Annotated in this window: 12 protein-coding genes and 3 pseudogenes; 7 read left to right on the top strand and 8 right to left on the bottom strand. The window is 65.7% G+C overall.

Annotation, left to right across the window (positions count from 1 at the left end; genetic code table 11):
• Nucleotides 1–125: 125 nt before the first annotated feature.
• From MVA47_RS17080 to MVA47_RS17070, 4 genes are read left to right on the top strand one after another with little or no spacing between them, the layout of a single operon-like run.
• Nucleotides 126–683, top strand: coding sequence for a CsbD family protein (locus MVA47_RS17080; protein WP_247208820.1), 558 nt, complete (start codon nucleotides 126–128; stop codon nucleotides 681–683).
• 33 nt (nucleotides 684–716) lie between these two features.
• On the top strand, nucleotides 717–1,400 hold the full coding sequence (locus MVA47_RS17075; protein WP_247208818.1) for an IF2 family translation initiation factor: 684 nt from the start codon (nucleotides 717–719) through the stop codon (nucleotides 1,398–1,400).
• A gap of 37 nt (nucleotides 1,401–1,437) precedes the next feature.
• Entirely contained in the window at nucleotides 1,438–1,821 is a 384-nt protein-coding gene (locus MVA47_RS27300; protein WP_374474235.1) for a Mur ligase domain-containing protein, read from the top strand.
• Nucleotides 1,707–2,984 (top strand): Mur ligase family protein, encoded by a 1,278-nt coding sequence (locus MVA47_RS17070; protein WP_247208816.1) that lies wholly within the window; start codon nucleotides 1,707–1,709, stop codon nucleotides 2,982–2,984. Before MVA47_RS27300 ends, MVA47_RS17070 begins: the two co-directional genes overlap by 115 nt.
• A 34-nt stretch (nucleotides 2,985–3,018) precedes the next feature.
• Here MVA47_RS17070 and MVA47_RS17065 read toward each other — a convergent pair.
• Nucleotides 3,019–3,920: pseudogene (locus MVA47_RS17065) on the bottom strand (manganese catalase family protein).
• Between the two features lie 536 nt (nucleotides 3,921–4,456).
• Here MVA47_RS17065 and MVA47_RS17060 point away from each other — a divergent pair.
• The 3 genes from MVA47_RS17060 to MVA47_RS17050 all read left to right on the top strand — a co-directional run bounded on the left by MVA47_RS17060 (nucleotide 4,457) and on the right by MVA47_RS17050 (nucleotide 6,152).
• Complete coding sequence (locus tag MVA47_RS17060) at nucleotides 4,457–5,164, top strand: GAF and ANTAR domain-containing protein (RefSeq protein WP_247208814.1); 708 nt, start codon at nucleotides 4,457–4,459, stop codon at nucleotides 5,162–5,164.
• Nucleotides 5,165–5,195: 31 nt separating this feature from the next.
• Nucleotides 5,196–5,351 (top strand): hypothetical protein, encoded by a 156-nt coding sequence (locus MVA47_RS17055; RefSeq protein ID WP_247208812.1) that lies wholly within the window; start codon nucleotides 5,196–5,198, stop codon nucleotides 5,349–5,351.
• Nucleotides 5,352–5,651: 300 nt separating this feature from the next.
• On the top strand, nucleotides 5,652–6,152 hold the full coding sequence (locus MVA47_RS17050) for a hemerythrin domain-containing protein (protein WP_030162860.1): 501 nt from the start codon (nucleotides 5,652–5,654) through the stop codon (nucleotides 6,150–6,152).
• A gap of 59 nt (nucleotides 6,153–6,211) precedes the next feature.
• Here the strand turns inward: MVA47_RS17050 and malQ are convergent.
• The 7 genes and pseudogenes from malQ to MVA47_RS17005 form a co-directional block, all read right to left on the bottom strand.
• Nucleotides 6,212–7,477, bottom strand: a pseudogene (gene malQ / locus MVA47_RS17045) (4-alpha-glucanotransferase); the annotation flags it as partial.
• 933 nt (nucleotides 7,478–8,410) lie between these two features.
• Complete coding sequence (locus MVA47_RS17035) at nucleotides 8,411–10,522, bottom strand: xanthine dehydrogenase family protein molybdopterin-binding subunit (protein WP_247208811.1); 2,112 nt, start codon at nucleotides 10,520–10,522, stop codon at nucleotides 8,411–8,413.
• Nucleotides 10,519–11,516: pseudogene (locus MVA47_RS27295) on the bottom strand (xanthine dehydrogenase family protein subunit M). The gene MVA47_RS17035 and the pseudogene MVA47_RS27295 overlap by 4 nt, the downstream one beginning before the upstream one ends.
• Nucleotides 11,513–12,088 (bottom strand): (2Fe-2S)-binding protein, encoded by a 576-nt coding sequence (locus MVA47_RS17020; protein ID WP_247208810.1) that lies wholly within the window; start codon nucleotides 12,086–12,088, stop codon nucleotides 11,513–11,515. Before MVA47_RS17020 ends, MVA47_RS27295 begins: the two are co-directional and overlap by 4 nt.
• A 59-nt stretch (nucleotides 12,089–12,147) precedes the next feature.
• Nucleotides 12,148–12,537, bottom strand: a complete 390-nt coding sequence (locus tag MVA47_RS17015) for a VOC family protein (protein WP_247208809.1) — start codon at nucleotides 12,535–12,537, stop codon at nucleotides 12,148–12,150.
• A 359-nt stretch (nucleotides 12,538–12,896) separates the two neighbouring features.
• Nucleotides 12,897–14,282 (bottom strand): phosphatase PAP2 family protein, encoded by a 1,386-nt coding sequence (locus MVA47_RS17010; RefSeq protein WP_247208807.1) that lies wholly within the window; start codon nucleotides 14,280–14,282, stop codon nucleotides 12,897–12,899.
• Between the two features lie 62 nt (nucleotides 14,283–14,344).
• The gene (locus MVA47_RS17005; protein ID WP_247208805.1) at nucleotides 14,345–15,178 is read right to left on the bottom strand and encodes an adenylate/guanylate cyclase domain-containing protein; all 834 of its coding nucleotides are present in this window, start codon (nucleotides 15,176–15,178) and stop codon (nucleotides 14,345–14,347) included.
• Nucleotides 15,179–15,201: the final 23 nt, after the last annotated feature.

The raw sequence follows: 15,201 nt of genomic DNA, 5'->3' as shown, positions 1-15,201 counted from the left end.
TCCCGGTCACAATGGCGGGTCATATCCGGTTCAAAAGGCCCGGCGTGGGGAACCACTTGTCCGCAGACACCCGCCGAGACTCACACCGAGTACTCGAATAGAAGTCACCAGAAGGAGTCTCTCAGATGAATGAGGACAGCAAGGCCGACCAGGCCCGCAAGGGCCTCTTCGACTCGGTCAAAGGCAAGGCCAAAGAGGTCGCCGGTGCCGTGACCGGCAACGACTCGCTGACTGCCGAAGGCCAACTCGAACAGACCCAGGCCCAGGAACGCAAAGAAGCCAACAGCGTCGAGGCGGTCGCGGATGCCGAGGCCGAGCAGGCGCGAGCGCAGGCCCAAAAAGCCCGGGCCGAGAGCGCTGAGGAGCGCATCGAGGTCAGCGCAGAGACGGCGGCAGCGGAGCGCGCCGCTCATGAGGCGCAGCAATCTCAGAAGCGTGCCGCAGAACAGCAGGAACAAAAGAAGGTGGCGGTCGAGCAGACCCAGGCCGAGCTCGACGCCCGTGCCAAGGAGCAGCAGGCAAGGGCCGAGGAGCGCGTCGAGCTCGCCGATGCTGCCGACGATGTGGTCGAGGCCGCCGATGAGCATCAGGAATCGGTGAAAGAGGCTTCTGACGCGCAGGCAGAGGCCGATCGAATCCGTCGGCAGGCCGACAGCCTCACCGATCAGGCAGACCTTTCCTAGAGCAACGCGCTCATCAGACCCAGGAGTACACCCATGAACGTCATCCAAGTTCCGTTCGCAGTACTGCGCGTGCAGTACAAGATCGCCCGATTCCCGTTGCAGTTGATCGAGGACCGGGTCGTCTCACGGCTCGACTCCGAAGCACCCGCACGCCTGCTCTACGAGCGCTCCCTCGGAGTGCTCGATGCCACGGTCGGCGGTCTGCTCGGAGATCCGGCCATCGAGAAGCGCGGTTCGGCCCTGACCGAGCGCAGTGAGAAGCTGGGTCGGGCGGCGCAGCTCGAAGAAGAGGCGACGCGCAAGCGTCAGCAGGCCGACGCTGAACTGAAGGCCAAGCGCGACAACGCGATCGACGAGCAGAAGCAGGCCCGCGAGAACAAGCAGCGCGAGATCAAAGAGGCCGAGCAAACAGCGGCCGAGCGCAAGCAGGCCGCAGAAGAGGCCGCCGAGGAAAGAACTGCCAAGGCGAAACAACAGGCCGACGAACTGGCCGCCAAACGCAAGCAGGCAGCCGAGGCCGCAAAACGCGATGAGCAGGCCAAGATCAAGGCCGCCGAAGACAAGGCGACCGCAGCTGCCAAGGCGAAGGCGCAGGACGCCGCCGAGAAGCGTGATGACGCCGCGAGCAAGCGTGCGCAAGCTGATCGTGTCGAGGAACTGGCCGACGCCGAGAAGTCGAAGCGGCAGGCAGAGCGCGCGAACAACAGCAAGAACTGAGAATGGGCCCGGGCTCACGGCGCAGGTCACCGAGTAGATGATCGAGGCGCATGAGCCCGAACCCGGCCAGAATCCTCGGCATACTCACAACTACATGACACTCGGGGACGTCGCAGAATTCCTGCGTGTACCGCTGAATGTCGACGACAATCCACTGACGCCAGAGCTCCTCGCCTCTGGCGTCAGTGTCGATTCGAGGCAGGTACGGCCGGGCGACATCTATGTGGCATTGCCTGGTGACAGATTCCACGGAATCGACTTCGTCGGCGAAGCTGCCAGACGGGGGCCGTCGCGGTGGTCAGCGATGTGCCCACATCGGTTTTGCCTGCGCTGGTGGTGGACAGACCGCGGGCGGTGCCCGGTCCACTTGCCTCGGCTGTATACGGAAACCCCTCACGTGACATGGACGTCTACGGCGTAACCGGCACGAACGGTAAGACGTCGGTTGCCTACCTGATCGATGCCGCACTCACCGGAGGCCATCGCACCACCGGGCTCATCACGGGTGTTGTTGTCCGGGGTCCGCGGTCAAACTGTCCCGGGCTCCTGACCACTCCCGAAGCGCCGTCACTGCAGGAGACGCTCGCATCGTTTCGTGATCAGGGCGTCGATGCGGTGGCGTTCGAGGCCTCGAGTCACGGCTTGGCGTATGGCAGGGTTGATGGCACGTACCTGCGCGCCGGCGTCTTCACCAACCTCTCCCCGGACCATCTCGACTTCCATCCGAACATGGACGAGTACTTCAGGGTCAAGGCTTCTCTCTTCCGCGCCGAGCGTTGCCGGTTGGGTGTGGTCAACATCGACGACGCATACGGCAGTCGACTCGCCGCCCAGATCGGTATCGAGATGGTCAGTGTGTCCACTGCCGATCCAGCAGCCGACTTCTTCGCGGCGGAGGTTCGAGCCCACGCGCTGGGAACCTCCTTCACCCTGCACAGCCCCTACGGCCGCTTCACTGTGAATCTGCAGCTGCTGGGATCCAAACAGGCAGACAATGCGTTGTCGGCGATCGCGGCGGTCGCGGCCACCGGGAACGACATCGTCTCCGCGATTCGTGGAGTCGAAGCACTCAGCGGCATACCGGGTCGGCTCGAACCCATCGATGCGGGACAGCCGTTCCTGGCGTTCGTCGACTACATGCACAACGCCGCAGGCCAGCGGACCGTCTTTCCATTCCTTCGGTCCTTGACCTCTCGGCGGGTCATCGCAGTGATCGGGGCGACCGGCAACCGAGACCCCGGAAAGCGGTTCCCACTCGGCTTCAACGCCGCCGGCATGGCAGACATCGTGATAGTCACCGACGAGAGTCCCCATTCGGAAGACCCTGCTGAGCTTCGCGCGCCCGTGGTCGCCGGAGCCCGGGCAGCTCGTGCCGCCCACGTCTTCGAACAACCGGGTCGCGCCGCGGCAATCGAACTCGCTGTCGACTTCGCGGAGAAGGGCGACGTTGTGGTGCTGGCCGGACGTGGTCACTCGCCCACCCTCGTCTCTGGTGAGCGGAATCAACCCTTCGACGACCGAGCGGTGGTACGAGAAGCGATTCTGCGCCGTACCTCACCGAGCACACAACTGCCGGCCGGATGAACCGGCCGGCAGCTGGCGGTGGATCACGACACTCTCAGTCCGGGATCGCGTCCTTCAGCTTGCCCATGACTCCTTTTTCGGTTCCCAATTGGGCGTTTTGAGGCGTGCCCTTCGAACCGTCGTACGTTGAGTACAGTTTCGGATCCGGCGGCGGTGCGGACGCCTTGTTTCCGAGCGGTTGGGGATCGGCGAGGAACCCCATCTGGTGAATGCCGTCCGGAGCAGTTCGATTCGCCCAGCCGCCGGTCGACGAGAACTCGCCGTCAGACAGATGCCAGAGGTCGGTGGCGTGCTCTGCGTGCTCTTCGTCGAGGAGCGCATCAGGAGCGACCACACTGGCCAGACCATCGGCCTGAAGTTCTTCGATCGCAGCCAGCCAGAGGTTCTGATGGTGTGTGTCGCGAGCCAGGTTGAACTTGAGCATGGCCTTCACGCCCGGGTCGTCAGTCATGTTGTAGAGACGTGCAGTTTGCAGCCGACCCTGCGACTCCGCGGTGACGTTGGCGCGGAAGTCGGCAAGCAGATTGCCGCTTGCGATGACGTAGCGGCCGTTCCAGGGGTAACCGTTGCTGTCGGCGGGAAGTGCACCGCCGCCGGCGACAATCGCCTGCTGCGGGTCCATTCCGCCCATCACAGCGGCGACAACGGGGTCGCCGCCGGCGGCCTTGCTGGACTCGGTGGCGGCGCACCCTCGAGAAGGCGCGCGACCATGACCGCCAACATCTCGACGTGGCCGATCTCCTCGGTGGCGATGTCCATGATCAGATCCTTGTACTTGCCCTCCATGCGGCAGTTCCAGCCCTGGAAGAGATACTGCATCGTCACTGTCATCTCACCGAACGCGCCGCCGATGAGTTCCTGGAGTTTGTGCGCGTAGACCGGGTCCGGCTTTTCGGGCTTGACATCGAATTGCAGGTAATCGGTGTGTTTGAACATGGGTCCTCTTTCAATCGGAATCTGGGGTTCCTGATTGCAAGGTCAGGTCTGGCAGGTCGATACAGATGTACCGTCCCCGACAAAACGCATGAAGCGTCCGGCGAACCCGACCTTGCGGCGATGCCCGGCCATGCGCTTTTCTGGACTCCGGGTTGCGTCGAACACCACCTGGCGGCCGTCTGCTGCGCAACCGGACACGACAACCGCTGCAATCGGCGATACCCGGCTTCAGATGCGGTCAAACCACCGATCTCCGCTACGACGAATGCGGCCATGTCGAGTCGGCGGCGGTACGGTGAACTGATCGTGAGCATGGTCTAAACCTGGCGTTGCTTGCCCGCACGTAGGTGGTCCGGGAACGATGCAGATGCCTGCGTCGAGTGAAACATCAACTTGGATCAACTATCTGCAATCTCCAACAGGCGGTGACGGCTCGATGTCGCGTCGGCAGACGGGGCCATCTGCGGCGGGGCGCAGAGAATCGACGACGTCCAACAGACACCTGCTCGACGGCCAGATGGCCCAAGGAGGCGACCATGACCAACCAAACCGACGGTGCACGAAGTGTTCATGCGGCCATCGCGGAGTTGGCCCGACAACTTCACGCCGGCGAACAACGCGATCTCCAGGAAGTGCTAGAAAACGTCGCCGAGGGTGCGGTGTCGAATGTGCCGGGTGCGGAGTATGCCGGCATCACCGTCACCACCAATCGGGACACCTTGACCACCCAGGTGGCCACGGATCCGATTGCCGAGCTGCACAACGATATACAAATCAAACACGGGCAGGGTCCGTGTTTGGTCGCCGCCTGGGACCAGCCCGTTGTTCGGGTGAACGACCTCACTTCCGAGACTCGTTGGCCGGCCTACGCGGCAGACGCGGTCGCGCTCACTCCCTTTCGTTCGCTCATGTCTTTTCGGCTATACACACACAGCGAGACGCTGGGTTCGTTGACGCTCTACTCGCGCGCCCCACTCGCGTTCACCGAAGAATCGGAGGAGATCGGTCAGGTCTACGCTGCACACGCCGCGGTGGCGTGGGCGGCGACCGAACGAGGTTCGCAGTTCATGAGTGCTCTGGCCAGTCGCGACATCATCGGCCAGGCAAAGGGCATGATCATGGAGCGTTTCGATATCGATGCCGTGCAAGCATTCGAGTTGCTGCGCAAATTGTCGCAGGACACCAACACTCCCCTTGCTCGATTGGCAGCTGATCTGGTCCACAAAGATCATCCGCCGAAGTAGGGAAGCCGACGCCCACACATAGGATCGAACAATGACCGACAACAAGAAGAAGCCAAAAGACAGCAAAGTCGAGGAGCCCAAGGGTGGGCGTCCAGGACCTGTCGACGAGGGAGGCTCGGGCGGCATGGCGACACGCGAGGTGACTCCCGAACTGGTCCATCGCGACGGCGAAGACAACGACGACTGACCCTCACGCAAGCAGCGGGTCCAGGGCGCCAATGGTTGGCATCCGCCGGAACCGTCACGATTGCTGTTGCCGCGCTTGGGCAGTGCCCTATTCCATCCGCGTGGATCGATCGGGTGGGTGATCGTCAAGTCCACTCAAACGGTGCCCGACGACGGCTAAGCTCAGGCGGCGGACACCGGGGAGAAGACTCGGTTGTGCCGTGGCAGACCCAGTGCAATAAGCGCTTTCCGGCGCTCACCGACACGTCGTTCACACAGCCCCGTGGACGACGTGCCACGTCGACCAACAACTGGAGTGATCATGTCCACAGACGCAATCGTTATCCTCAAACAGGACCACAAAGACATCAAGAAACTCTTCCGGGAATTCCGCGCCGCCGGTGAAGGCGCGACAAAGAAGAAGGGCGATATCGTCAACAAGATCATCGAGGCCCTCACCGTTCACACGTACATCGAGAACGAGGGCATGTACCCCGATGTGCGCAAGCGCGTGCCTGATGTCGAAGACGACATCCTCGAGTCCTACGAGGAGCACCACGTCGCGGACGTGTTGGTGATGGAACTCGCCGCCCTGAGCCCCGACAGCGAGCGGTTCGATGCCAAGACAACCGTACTGATCGAGAACGTCGAGCACCACATCGACGAAGAGGAATCAGAGTGGTTTCCGAAGGTCCGAGAGGCGTTGGGGCGCAAGGAACTTCAGGAGCTGGGCGAGCACCTGCTCGAGCTCAAGAAAAAGGCGCCGCGTAGTCCGGCGCAGCCTTCGGCTCTCAAGAAGACGATCGACGCCGTCATCAAGTAACGCGCCTTCGCGCCAACGGCTCCGGCCACCGACCGACAGGTCGGTGGCCGGAGCCTGTTTCAATCGGCGGCAGTGCGGCGCAGGGACCGCACGAGACGGGTGAGACGAGGGTGCTCTGCCAAGTCATCCACCAGCACCGCCTTGCCGTCCCCGTCGGCCAGCGGTACCGACCAGTTCGCGTACTGGCTCGAGTCGGTGCCCGGCTGGTTCTGGATGCGTCGCTCACCGACCGCGTCGGTGAGGGCAACACCGAGCAGCAGAGATGGGCTGCATGCGATGAGCGAGTGCAGGGCAGCCACCGTCTGCTCCTCATCTGCATCGGTTGGCAGCAACCCCCGCTCTCTGGCGACGTCGAGGATGGCCTCACGGTCGCGGGCATCGTTCGCTCGCTCGGTCGCCTCGTCCTGCTCCAGCAGGCCGAGTTCGGACCGAAGCCTGATGTGTTCTGCTGCGAGATATCCGGCAGTCGGCGGCAGGTCGTGCGTGGTGACCGAGGTCAGGCACAGACGCCGGTACTCTTCCGGGGGAACGGGCGCCTCCGGTCCGTGTTCGAACCAGAGAATGGATGTGCCGAGGACGCCACGTTCACTCAGGTAGTCCTGCACGATCGGTTCGAACACACCCAGGTCCTCGCCGATCACCACTGCTCCGGCCCGTTCGGCTTCGAGAACGAGAACTCCGATGAGTGCCTCGTAGTCGTAGTGCACGTACGCACCTGCTGCCGGCGACTCGCCTTCGGGAATCCACCACAGCCGGAACAAACCCAGGATGTGGTCGATGCGCAAACCTCCGGCACGTCGCAGGACTGTTCGGAGCATGTCGCGGAACGGGAGGTAGCCTTGTTCCGCCAACTTCCATGGGTGCCAAGGCGGTTGGTTCCACAACTGGCCCTGCTGATTGAACGCGTCAGGTGGGGCGCCAACCGACACACGAGGCGTCAGAGCGTCTCCGAGTGCCCAGACGTCGGCGCCGCCGTGCTGAACTCCCACCGCGAGGTCGTGGATGATGCCGATGTCCATACCGGCCGCTACCGCCGTTGTCTGTGCGGTGGCGAGTTGCTCGTCACAGATCCATTGCAGCCAACTGTAGAAGGCTATCCGGTCGGCCAGTTTGTCGCGGAGCTCGGCAACACGTTCCGGATCCCTCAGGGACTTACGCCATTTCGGACTGTCGGCACCGTATTTCTCGATGAGCGCGCACCATGTGGCGAACCCGAGTAGGCCTTCGCCTTCCTCCTCGAGGTAGCGGTCGAACTCGCCACGTCTGCGCGGGCTCAGTGGTACTGCGTGAATGGTCTCCAGCACTTCGAGTTTGGATCCTCGGGGGGGGGGGGGGGGGGGGGGGGGGGGGGGGGGGGGGGGGGGGGGGGGGGGGGGGGGGGGGGGGGGGGGGGGGGGGGGGGGGGGGCGGCCCGCCGCGCGGCGGCGGGGGGGGGGGGGGGGGGGGGGGGGGGGGGGGGGGGGGGGGGGGGGGGGGGGGGGGGGGGGGGGGGGGGGGGGGGGGGGGGGGGGGGGGGGGGGGGGGGGGGGGGGGGCCGGGCCCGGCCCCGGCGAGGGGGGGGGGGGGGGGGGGGAGACAGAACAAACCAACCCCCCCCCCCCCCCCCGCCGCCCCGGCCGAAAACACGGCGGCGGGGGGGGCGGGGGGGGGGGGGGGGGGGGGGCGGGGGGGGGGGGGGGGGGGGGGGGGGGGGGGGGGGGGGGGGGGGGGGGGGGGGGGGGGGGGCGGCCCCCGGGGGGGGGGGGGGGGGGGGGGGGGGCGGGGGGGGGGGGCGGGGGGGGGGGGGGGGCGGCCGGCCCTCCCCGGCTCGGTTCTCCTCCGCCCCCCCCCACAAAGCCGGGGGGGGGGGGGGGGGGGGCGCGCCCCGGGGGGGGGCCACCCAAAAAAAAAGAGCCGCGCCGGGGGGGGGGGGGGGGGGGAGAGAGAGAGAAACCCCCCCCCCCAAAAAAAAAAAAAAGGGGGGAGGAGGCCCCCGCCCCGCGGCCACAAAGGAAAGCGGGGGGGGGGGGGGGGCCCCCCCCGCGGCCCCCCCCCCCACACAGGGGGGGGAAAAAAAAAGAGGGGGGGGGGGGGGGGGGGGGGGGGGGGTTTTTTTTCCCCCCCCCCCCAAAGGGGGGGAAGCCCCACGGGGGGGGGCCAGTTTTCTCAACCGCCGGGCGAAACCCACCGCGCCGATGCTGCCAGGTTTCGCAGGTCCCCGCTCGCCCACCGGGGTGCCCTCAGCCGTCTCGTCGTGGTCGCTGCCGACGGTGTTCGCTTCAGTCGCGGTGTCGCGGGTCAAGTTGCTCCATAATCTTGTCCGGGCGCACGGGCAGGTCCCGCACGCGTACCCCTGTTGCATTGAAGACGGCGTTGGCGATGGCGGCGGCTGAACCGACGTTGCCGATCTCGCCGATGCCCTTGCTGCCCATGGGATTGATGTTGTCGTCCACCTCGTCGATCCAGACGGCCTCGATGTCTCGCACATCTGCGTGCGACGGCACGTGGTAGTCCGCGAGGTTCTCGTTCCCGAAACCGCCGTATTGCGCGTCCGGATGTCCTTCTTCCATCAGAGCCATCCCCAGGCCGAAGGTCATTCCGCCGATGAGTTGGGAGCGGGCCAGACGAGGGTTCAGGACCTTGCCGACCGCGAACACGCCGAGCATGCGATCAACTGTCACCTCGCCGGTGTCCACGTCGACCGCGACCTCCGCGAAGTGCGCACCGAACGCCTCACGATGGAGATCCGAGGCGGCTTCGACGTCGGCGGTGGTGTCGGCGAACTGCTCGACGGGGCGATCGACCGGCCCGCTCCCGATGTTCTCGCGCAGGCCTTCACACGCCTTGTGGACAGCAAATCCCCAGGAAGACGTTCCCGCCGACCCGCCGGCGCCCGGCGCCTTCGGGAGTGCACTGTCGCCCAGGTGAAGTCGAACCCTGTCCGCCAGCACTTGCAGTGCGTCGGCAGCGATCTGGGTCAGTACGGTGCGAGCGCCGGTCCCGATGTCGGACGCGGCCACCGACACGTCGAAACTGCCATCAGGTTGAGCGACCGCCAGTGCCGTACTCGGCGAGGTCATCGTCGGATATGAGGCCAGTGCCACACCCATCCCCACCAGTTTGCGTCCCCGCCGAATGCTGCCGGGTGTGGGGTCACGCCGCTCCCAACCGAATTGGTCCGCGCCCTTACGTAAGACCGACACCACGTTCCGGGAACTGAAAGCGGTCCCCGACGCCGGATCGACGTCGGGTTCGTTGCGGATACGCAAGTCGATCGGGTCGAGCCCCAGTTCATGAGCGAGTTCGTCCACCGCCGACTCGAGCGCGTAGATGCCGGGGGATTCGCCGGGTGCGCGCATCCACCGCGGGGTCGACACGTCCAGTGGTGCCACTTCGTGGGTGGTTCTGATGTGCTCGGTGTCGTAGATGTGGCGCGTCGCCTCGGCGGTCTGTTCCACGAACTCGACGATCTTCGATGTCTGTTGCACGGTGTCATGACAGACGACCTCGAGGTTGCCATTCCCATCGGCGCCGAGGGCGACCCGGGAAAACGTGGGCGTCCGGTAGCCGACAAAGGCAAACGTTGCCGATCGGGGAAGCACAACCCGGACCGGCCGGCCGACGAACCGGGCGGCCATGGCAGCAAGAACGGCGTTGGGCCTGGTGCTCCCCTTGCCGCCGAATCCTCCCCCGACATGCTCGGCGATGACGCGGACATTGTCGGGCTCGACATCGAACAGGGTCGCCAGATCGCCCTGCACACCCGAAGGTGCCTGCGTCGAGTCCCAGACGGTCAGGGCCTGTCCGTCGTCGATCTGTTCCCAGGTCGCAATGGTGGCGTGCGGCTCCATCGGTGCGTTGTGCATCGCGGGGGTGGAATACCAGTTGTCGACCACATGGTCTGCATCTGCGATGGCTGCCTCGGGATCCCCGCGGCGTGCCTCGGCAGGGAATCCCGCATTGACCTCGTCGGGCGCGTAACGAGCCGGGTGAGTGGCGTGCAGTACGTTGTCGAAACCCTCGGCCCGCTCGTAGTCGATGTCGAGCGACTCGGCGGCAGCGCGCGCCTGCTCGACGGAAATCGCGATGACTGCCGCCACGATCTGCCCCCGGTAGTGCACGTCCGGTCCCTGCAGGACATGGAGCTCGGCGTCCTCCGATTCACCCAGCCGCGGAGCGTTCCCATGCCACATCACGCCCAACACCCCCGGCATCTGCATGGCGGCGCCATCGTCCACGCCTATCACCCGGCCGACGTTGATCTCCGCGCCGACGTGCACGCAGTGGACGACCTGCTGACCAGGCGGCACTCGGTCGGCGGTGTAGTGCGCCGTGCCCCCCACCTTGTCCTGGGCTTCTATCCGAGCGTGCGCGGTTCCGAGTGAGGTCATCGCGATGCCTCCTGCTCATCGACCAGACCCATCAAGGCCTGTGTCACCACAGAGCGCACCAGCGGGATCTTGAAGCCGTTGGAGGACAACGGTTTCGCGTCGGAGAGTTCGGAGTCCACAGCGCGGGCGAACTCGGCGCGGCCGACGGCCTTCCCCCGCAGCTCCTCCTCCGCTCGCCGAGCGCGCCAGGGTTTGTGCGCCACTCCGCCCAGCGCGATCCGCACGTCGGCGACAACCCCGTCCTCGATGTCGAGGATTGCGGCAACCGACACGAGCGCAAACGCGAACGAGGCGCGATCGCGGACCTTGCGATAGGTCGAGAATTGCGCGGCTGGGTTGTCCGGGATGGTCAGCGAGGTGACCAGATCGTCTCGGTCCAAGATCGTGTCCAGCTGTGGCTGCTCGCCCGGCAGCCGGTAGAGGTCGTCGAAGCGAACCGAGCGCGGTCCGGCCGGTCCGAGTACATCGAGATCCGGCTCCAGGACGGCCATTGCCACGGCCATGTCCGAGGGATGCGTCGCGACGCATTTGTCGGACGCACCCAGGATCGCCATGTCGCGGTTGAGGCCGTTGACGGCCGAACATCCCGTACCCGGTTCGCGTTTGTTACACGCCTTACCCGGGTCCATGAAATAGGGGCACCGGGTGCGCTGGAAGAGATTTCCCCGGTGGTCGCCATGTTGCGGAGTTGTCCCGACGCGCCGGCCAGCAGCGCTTGCGACAGCACCGGATACCGCGACCGTACGAGCGGGTGGGCAGCGAGATCACTGTTGGGAACGTTGGCGCCGATGCGGAGTGCTCCGGTCTCGGTGATGGTCACGTCGTCGAGTGAGAGTCCCCCGATGTCGACCAAGGTGGTGGGCGCGACAACACCCAATTTCATGAGGTCGACGAGGTTGGTGCCACCGGCGAGTATTCGTGCCCCGGGATCGGACCCGAGACGCAGCATCGCCTCATCAGTGTTCTGAGGCGCCGTGTACTCGAAGGTTTTCATGATGCGTCCTGCTCGGCGAGAACGTCTCCGGCGACAGAGCGCACAGCGGCCAGAATGTTCACGTAGGCGCCACACCGGCAGATGTTGCCGCTCAACCGCTCGCGGATCTCGTCGTCGTCGAGCACACCGTCGTCCACGCCGGATGTCGGTGTCACCGCGCTGGGCCACCCGCGTTTGGCTTCGTCGAGCATGCCGACTGCCGAGCAGATCTGCCCGGGAGTGCAGTAGCCGCACTGGAAGCCGTCGTGGTCGACAAACGCCTGCTGCAGATCGGTTCCGGACTCGAGGTCGGCGATGCCCTCGATGGTGGTGATGCGACGGTTCTGTGCCGCCACGGCAAAGATCAGGCAGCTCACCACCCGGCGCTCATCGATCAGAACCGTGCAGGCTCCGCACTGACCACGATCGCAACCCTTCTTCGAGCCCGTCAGGGACAGGTTGTCGCGTAATGCATCCAAAAGTGTTGAGCGCGAATCGCATCGAACGTCGAGATCGCGTCCGTTGACGTTCAGGGTAATAGTTTCGAGCGAGGTGTCGGAGGAATGATGGCACGATGAGGGCTGGTCGTCCATTGGGGTGGTCTACCCACGCGCACCTGGGCATAAACAGTTCTCGAATGGCGCCGGCCTTCTCACTTGTCGGCGCGCGTATCCCGTCTCAACGGGTGGTCTGCGGGTACCTCGACGATGATGATCTTCAGTCCGTCCGGGTCGGCGATGTGCATCTCCACCAGTCCCCACGGCTCGATGCGGGCTTCGCGGAGGATCGCGACGCCCCGACCTTCCAACTCCGACCTCGTGCCGGCGATGTCGCGGACCTGCAACCACAGGACGCAGCCCGGCGACGGCTTGTCGCCTCCGCCCATGTGTGCCGCGACTTCGATGAGGGCGCTGCCCGCGTGGAAGACGACGCCGCCGGGGTACTCCCGTGCGATCGCCAGACCCAGCTGATCCCGGTAGAAGCGGAGAGCCGCTTCGGGGTCGGACGGCTGCACGATGACTCGACCGCTGAGTACCTCCATGGGTCATGTCTACCGGACCGTACCGGTCCCCGAATGGTGCATGCCCCGAAGGCGATGGACGGGGCTGGTATTGATGGAAGGGTGAGACAAACGGGCGACGCAACGTTGTGTTCGTCCGACCTGCTCGAACAACCCTGAGGAGTCCGACCATGGGACAACCGATTCCCGCCCCGGACCGACCGATTCCCGAACCGGGGACCGAGCCGCCCACACCCCCGGTGCCGTCGCCAGAACCCCCGCTTCCGACACCGGACCCGGTGCCGTCTCCTTCGCCGCAGCCGCCTAATCCCGACCCTTCCCCGGGCCCGACGATCATCTGAACGGCAGACCGGACCGTCGAGTCCGTACGTTGAGCCCGGTCAGCGGTAGACGGTGAGCGCCAGCGGTTCCAGGTCCAGATCGATGTGGTCGACCGGTCCGGTGACCTCGCCGTCGTGGGCGGTGAGGATCGGTCCCGTGTGGGACTCGATCACCAGATGATCGGCTTGGATCGCGCCGAGCACCCGAGTTCGCTCGACCGTGCCGAACAATGATGCGGCGATGGCAGTCGTCCGCCCGAGACGGCGGTCGGCCCGGAGGTATTGGACGTCGAGGACGCCGTCGGCAAGGCTCGATCGATTCGACGGGGTGAGCCCGCGGGGTCGGTATTCCCCGTTCCCGATGAAAATCGCCCAGACCGAGCGTCGCTTGCCGTTGATGACGAGATCAATCGGTTTGGTGCCGCGTAACGTCCGGAACAAGGCCACGGCGGCGGCGGGCCATTTGCCGATCCGGTGCTCCAAGCGCTCACGAAGCCGCACCATCTCCGGATATCCTCCCAGGCCCGCGGTGTTCAGGAACAGGCAGCCATTGATTCGTCCGACATCAACAGTGCCTGCCGAGCCGGCGACCACTGCCCTTGCGGTATCGGCGTACGTCTCGAGGCTCAGCGCGCGAGCAAAATGGTTCAGGGTGCCGGCCGGAAACACCGCGAGAGGGAGATCTCTGTCGATGGCGATCTGCGCCACGGTGGCAGCAGTTCCGTCTCCCCCGGCCACTCCCAGCGCCCGGGCGTGATCTGAAATCTGTTCGTCGAGTGGGTAATCGGGATCCCAGTGCACAATTTTCGCGTCAGGTAAGAGAGCGAGGATTCGAGTGTCTGCGCCTGCCGATGACCCGGATTCCGAATTGAGGACAACGGTCAGCCCCGCACCTCGCGGGAGCGCGGGAGCCGACCCGGGACCCGTCTGCGCAGCTGTGGTGGGGACCGCCGGCCACAAGCGCTGACCGGCCAGGGCGACACCGCCACCGATGGCCGCCCCGGCGATCACGTCACTCGGGTAGTGGACGCCGACATGCACCCGTGAGTACCCGACCGCGGCTGCCAGCGGGAACAGCACGGTAGCAGTCCGGGGGCGCTCGAGTGCTGCGCCGACGGCGAACGCTGCGGCTGAAGCGCTGTGTCCGCTGGGAAACGACGACGTCCACGGCATCCGAACCAGCGGATGCGGACGGGCGGGGTCCAACGTCGGTCTACGCCGCCCGATCAGCGGTTTGAGAACGGTGTTGGACACCAGACTGGCGCCGGCAAGTGAGCCGAGGCCGCGCAGACCTGCACGCCTCTGTCGTTTTCCGATCAGCGACATCACCACCGCGATGGTCATCCACAATTTACCGTGGTTGGCCGCCAGGGTGAGCTGTCGCAGAGCGGTGTCGGACCAACTGGGGGCGATCACCGTACGCCTTGCGTCTTTGGGTGAGAGCACCCTCGGAGTCTATGGCGCTGTCGGGCAATCGCAATGTTTTCGCCGGTTCCGTACTCAGGCGGTCAGCGCGGCAGGTCGGCCGAGTCGTCGTACCTGGGCAGGACTTCGTACACCACCAAGTCCTTTGGTGTCCCTTTTGCCCGAAACCGTCTGCGCCGCTTGATGTACTTGGACTGGTCGGTGGCTGCGAGTGTTGCCTCTGTGGCGAGCACCTCGCCGCCGGACGCCGCGTCGGCGACGCGGGCGGCAATGTTCACGTCGACGCCCAGGTAGTCGTCACCGACGTGGCGTGGCTCGCCGGTGTGCAGACCGGCACGCAACGCCGGACGATATCCGTCCAACGTGATGGCGCTGACGGCAAGGCCCGCCTCATGTGCGGCTTCGATCGCCTCGGCACCGTCGGCGAACACCGCCATCAGACCGTCACCGAGGTGCTTTGTGACGATGCCGCCCCGCCGCTTGATGACTGCCGCGCTGGCCTCGTTGACCTGACGCAGAAGTTCGAGGACCGCATCGTCACCCGCACTCAGCGCCCACGTCGAGAATCCGACGAGGTCGGTGAACAGGATGGTGACCGGGCCATCGGATCGTGGTTTCCCGCTGCGGCGGCGGGTCACGATCGCCTGCCACGACTCGACGGCTGCCAGTGCCAACTCGCGGGTTGCACTGGCCCGCTCTCCGCGCGCCTGCGCGATCAGACTGGCAACTCGTTCCGAGTGCCTGAGCCGAGCAGGGTCCACGTCGGGACTGGCACCGGGTACCGCCCGGCGTGCGGCACGGGCGACGCGGAGGACGTTGTCGTTGCTGTCGGCGCGAGACAAGAAGTCAGCAACCCGCCCTATGGACGGTCGCTGCCCTTGAGGGCGGTCGCTGCCGCGGTTGTTGGCCTTACTCACAGCTCGAAGTCTAGGTGCACCGG

The sequence above is a fragment of the Williamsia sp. DF01-3 genome (assembly GCF_023051145.1).
Taxonomy (GTDB): Bacteria; Actinomycetota; Actinomycetes; order Mycobacteriales; family Mycobacteriaceae; genus Williamsia.
Note: the sequence above shows the minus strand (reverse complement) of the source record. Positions and strands in the feature narration are given on the sequence as shown.

Coding starts and splice junctions, on each gene's coding strand:
- MVA47_RS17035 (WP_247208811.1), bottom strand. CDS start 10,522: ATGACCTCACTCGGAACCGCGCACGCTCGGATAGAAGCCCAGGACAAG.
- MVA47_RS17050 (WP_030162860.1), top strand. CDS start 5,652: ATGTCCACAGACGCAATCGTTATCCTCAAACAGGACCACAAAGACATC.
- MVA47_RS27300 (WP_374474235.1), top strand. CDS start 1,438: ATGATCGAGGCGCATGAGCCCGAACCCGGCCAGAATCCTCGGCATACT.
- MVA47_RS17020 (WP_247208810.1), bottom strand. CDS start 12,088: ATGGACGACCAGCCCTCATCGTGCCATCATTCCTCCGACACCTCGCTC.
- MVA47_RS17060 (WP_247208814.1), top strand. CDS start 4,457: ATGACCAACCAAACCGACGGTGCACGAAGTGTTCATGCGGCCATCGCG.
- MVA47_RS17075 (WP_247208818.1), top strand. CDS start 717: ATGAACGTCATCCAAGTTCCGTTCGCAGTACTGCGCGTGCAGTACAAG.
- MVA47_RS17055 (WP_247208812.1), top strand. CDS start 5,196: ATGACCGACAACAAGAAGAAGCCAAAAGACAGCAAAGTCGAGGAGCCC.
- MVA47_RS17080 (WP_247208820.1), top strand. CDS start 126: ATGAATGAGGACAGCAAGGCCGACCAGGCCCGCAAGGGCCTCTTCGAC.
- MVA47_RS17015 (WP_247208809.1), bottom strand. CDS start 12,537: ATGGAGGTACTCAGCGGTCGAGTCATCGTGCAGCCGTCCGACCCCGAA.